General features: G+C 69.5%; 2 protein-coding genes and 1 pseudogene. All 3 read right to left on the bottom strand.

The window, feature by feature from the left end:
* Positions 1-1,099 (bottom strand): annotated as a pseudogene (locus WU80_RS24330) (type VII secretion AAA-ATPase EccA); the annotation flags it as partial.
* On the bottom strand, positions 1,096-2,292 hold the full coding sequence (gene eccE, locus WU80_RS24335; protein ID WP_055405604.1) for a type VII secretion protein EccE: 1,197 nt from the start codon (positions 2,290-2,292) through the stop codon (positions 1,096-1,098). The gene eccE and the pseudogene WU80_RS24330, both read right to left, overlap by 4 nt.
* A gap of 18 nt (positions 2,293-2,310) precedes the next feature.
* The coding region (locus tag WU80_RS24340) for a S8 family serine peptidase (protein WP_156371872.1) at positions 2,311-3,450 on the bottom strand (1,140 nt) is incomplete at its 5' end.

The raw sequence follows: 3,450 nt of genomic DNA on the forward strand, positions 1-3,450 counted from the left end.
ATGTGTATAAGAGACAGGTCCCGGGAGGCCCCAGCAGCAGGGTGTGGCGCGACGTCACGGGCACGGGAAGGCCCATCTTGGCGCGCGCCAGGTTCACCTTCGTCGTCGCCTTGATGAGCTTGATCTCCCGCTTGGCCCGCTCCATGCCCAGCATCGCGTTGAGCTCCGCGTCACCCTCGGCGAGATACCGTGCCGCCTCCTCGGCGTGGCGGGCGGCCTCCGTCTCGGCACGGCTCGGCGCGCTGTCCGCGTCCCACGGATCTTTGCGCGCCTCAATGGTTTCCGGGTCGGTCAGGACCAACCGATAGTTCGGGTTGTCCAGCGCTTCGCGGGCCGGGCTGAACTTGGGGTCCCGCGAATACACCCGGCGCAGCAGTTCGACGGCCTCGTCCTCGCGCCCCAGGTGCCGCAAGCACATCCCCTGGGTGTAGAGGGCGATGTTGGCCGCCCCCGGCACCCGGTCACCTTCGATGGCGTCCTGGCCGCGCCGCAGCGCCTCCTCGAAGACGCCCAGCGACGCCAGCGCCGTCGTCGCCATGGCCGCCCCCGCCGCCTTCAGTTCGGGCTGTCGCCAGACCTTGCCCTCCGGGAACTGGCTGAGCACGTCGGGCCACCGCCCGGTGCGGAAATACAGCACGCCGCGGACGTAGTCGACCAGTTCCTGCTCGAAGGGCTGGCGCGGCTCGACGCCGTCGAGCAGCTCCGCCGCCTCCTCGTAGCGTTTGGCCTCGGCGAGCACGGCGGCGTAAGCGCACGCCAGCGACTCCACGCTGGTGACGGCCAGCTGCAGGAACAACCCGTCGGAGACCTGGGGCCGGAAGTGCAGATCGGTGACGCCGAGCCGGCGGGTTTCCCACCCGAACGTGCGGATCGACGCCCAGGCGCCGGCCAGCACCTCGATGCTGCGCTCCCCCGCCAGCAAGCGCGCCAGCCAGGCGTCGCACATCCCGGGATCGAGGTTGCTGGCCGTGGCGAACATCTGGGAGGCGACCTGCGGGTTGTGGCTCGGTTGCAGCCCGTTGACCGAAATACCCGATGCCAACAGGCCGGCGACCATCGCGTTGCGGGCGCCCTCAGCGGTCGATTGCGGCCGCGTCATTGTGCCGCAGGCACGCCGGCCGGGCTCCCTCGCAGTTGATCGACCGACAGCGTGAGTTCGTCGTCGTCATGCAAGGCGCGGCTCGGCAGCGAAAGCGAGGCGTGCGTCGACGGGGCGGGCAGGCTGGCGCGGACCGCGGCCAACTGACGTCCGGTGAGGCGGTTGAGCCCGGCCGTCACGTCCCGGGGCAGCCGCTTCTCGGTGTGGTAGCGCACCCAGGCCGACACGTGTGGCCGGCCCGCTTGGGCGCTGAGCCGGACCGTCAGCACGGTGGCGACGGTGTCCGCCTCCCACAGCGCATCCAGCGTGTCCGTGGTGATGTCGGCGGGCGACACCCAGAAGCTGGTGGTGAACCCGTTGAAGTGCTTGAGGTGGCGCCAGCCGGGCCGGCTCCAGGTCGGCTCCAGGTCGGCGAGTACCGCGCGGTCGACCTCGGTGAGCTCCTCGGCGGTCAACGGCTTTGCGGCACAGGTGAGCCCGTCGAGATCCTGCGCCAGCCGCTCGGTGGCCGCGACCAACGTCGAAGCCAGCGAATCGCGGACCGCGACCGCGGCGATGTTGAGCTGCGGGTTCATCCGCACCACCACCCAGGTGCGGCGAACGTAAGAGGTGGGCTCGCCGTTGGCCACCTCCCACTCCTCGGGGCCCCAGTCGTCGAGCTTCGACAGCTCCGCCGCGTTGCCGCCCCGGCGCACCTTGACCGACACGATGTCGATGTCATCGAGGTGAATGTCGAACTGCTGCAACCCATCCGCCACGGCCTGCACCAGCAGGGCGGGCGACGACGTCCGGTGCCGGTGGCGCGACGAGGGGTCGTCGTCACCCCCGTTCACCGCGATCACCGAGACCAGTTGGCCCTCGTACTCGCGCACGCCGACCTTGTCGCGGCCGAACCGGCGCTGGTAGTCGACCGCGGGAGTGCAACCGGCGCCCAGCGCGGTGCCCGGATCGGCGGACCAATCCCACAGCCAGTTGGCCAATCCCGACGTGAGCGTGATGCCGTGATAGGTGATCAGCGAGAAGAGGGCGACCAAAACCGCGAGGCCGACGCCCACCCAGAACGCGATGCGATAGTTGCCCTGCCAGGACTCCGGGCAGTGGCTGGCCACCACCATGATCGCGATGTCGACCAGGAACACCGCCGTGACCCGTGGCCACGACAACGACAACCCCAATTTTCGCTGAGCCTTCATGACTGTTGCTGCTCCGCCCTATTGCTGCTTCCGCGATCGCTTCATGAGCATCGCCGTACCAAACACGCCCCCACCGATCAGTAACGCCCCGAGCAGGCCTCCCGCGGCCACCCACACTGGCACCATATCCCGGTGCGGGACGGGTTTCGGTATGTTCAGCGGCGCTGAAAGTTGCTGTGGCGGCTTCAACGGACCTTCGGGTACATCCCACGTCAATGCGGCCACCGGGTCGACGATGCCGTGCCCGACCTGGTTGTCGACCCCGCGCGCCGGTGCCCGCGCGGTGCGGGTCAGCCGGTTGATGACCTGATAGGCCGAGAGTTGGGGGAACTTGGCACGGACGAGCGCTGCGATACCGGACACGATCGCGGCCGAGAAGCTGGTGCCGGAAGGGACCAGCAGCGTGTTGTCCGGTCCGTCGATCGCGTTGATGACGCCGTCGTCGCGCGGGGACAGCCCGACGACGTCGGTGCCCGGCGCAGCGATGCCCACCCACGGGCCGGACACGCTCGTCGATCCCTGACCCTGGCCCCCGGTCTGCGGCCGGCCGTCCTCGTCGACCGCTCCCACCGTCAGGACGTAGTCGCTGAACCAGGACGGCGTGACGACGGTGGTGACCGAGTTCCAGTTGCGAGGATCGTTGGGCTGCAACGGATCATGCGGCGGGTTCTGCTTGCAGTCCTTCTTGTTGGTGTCCCCGGCCGCGGCCACGATGACTGCGTTCTTGTCGACCGCCGCGTAGCGCACCGCGGCACCCAGCGCCCGCTGGTCGACGATGTTGCGCGCGCTCATACAGGTCACGTCCGAGATGTTGATGACCTGCGCGCCCATGTTGGCGGCGTGCACGATCGCCCGCGCCATCGTCTGCACGCCGTCGATCTTCGCCCGAGTCTGCGGGTCTTCGTCGCCGGTGTAGGCGTCCTTGAGCCCGAAGGCCTGGCTGGACTGGCGGATCGCGATGAGGTCCACATCCGGTGCGACGCCGCTGAACGCGTCGGGGCCGGCCGACGGCGGGGCCGGCGGCGGCGGCGGGCCGGGGGGCGGGTCGAGGGGGCGCGGGTAGTCCACGCCGACCACGTGCCCACCACCGGAGTAGCCCGGTATCGTCACCGTGCCGCCACCACGGTTGCCGGCCGGGGCCCTGTCTCTTATACACAT

Source organism: Mycobacterium sp. UM_11 (assembly GCF_001414075.1).
In the GTDB taxonomy this organism is placed as follows: Bacteria; Actinomycetota; Actinomycetes; order Mycobacteriales; family Mycobacteriaceae; genus Mycobacterium.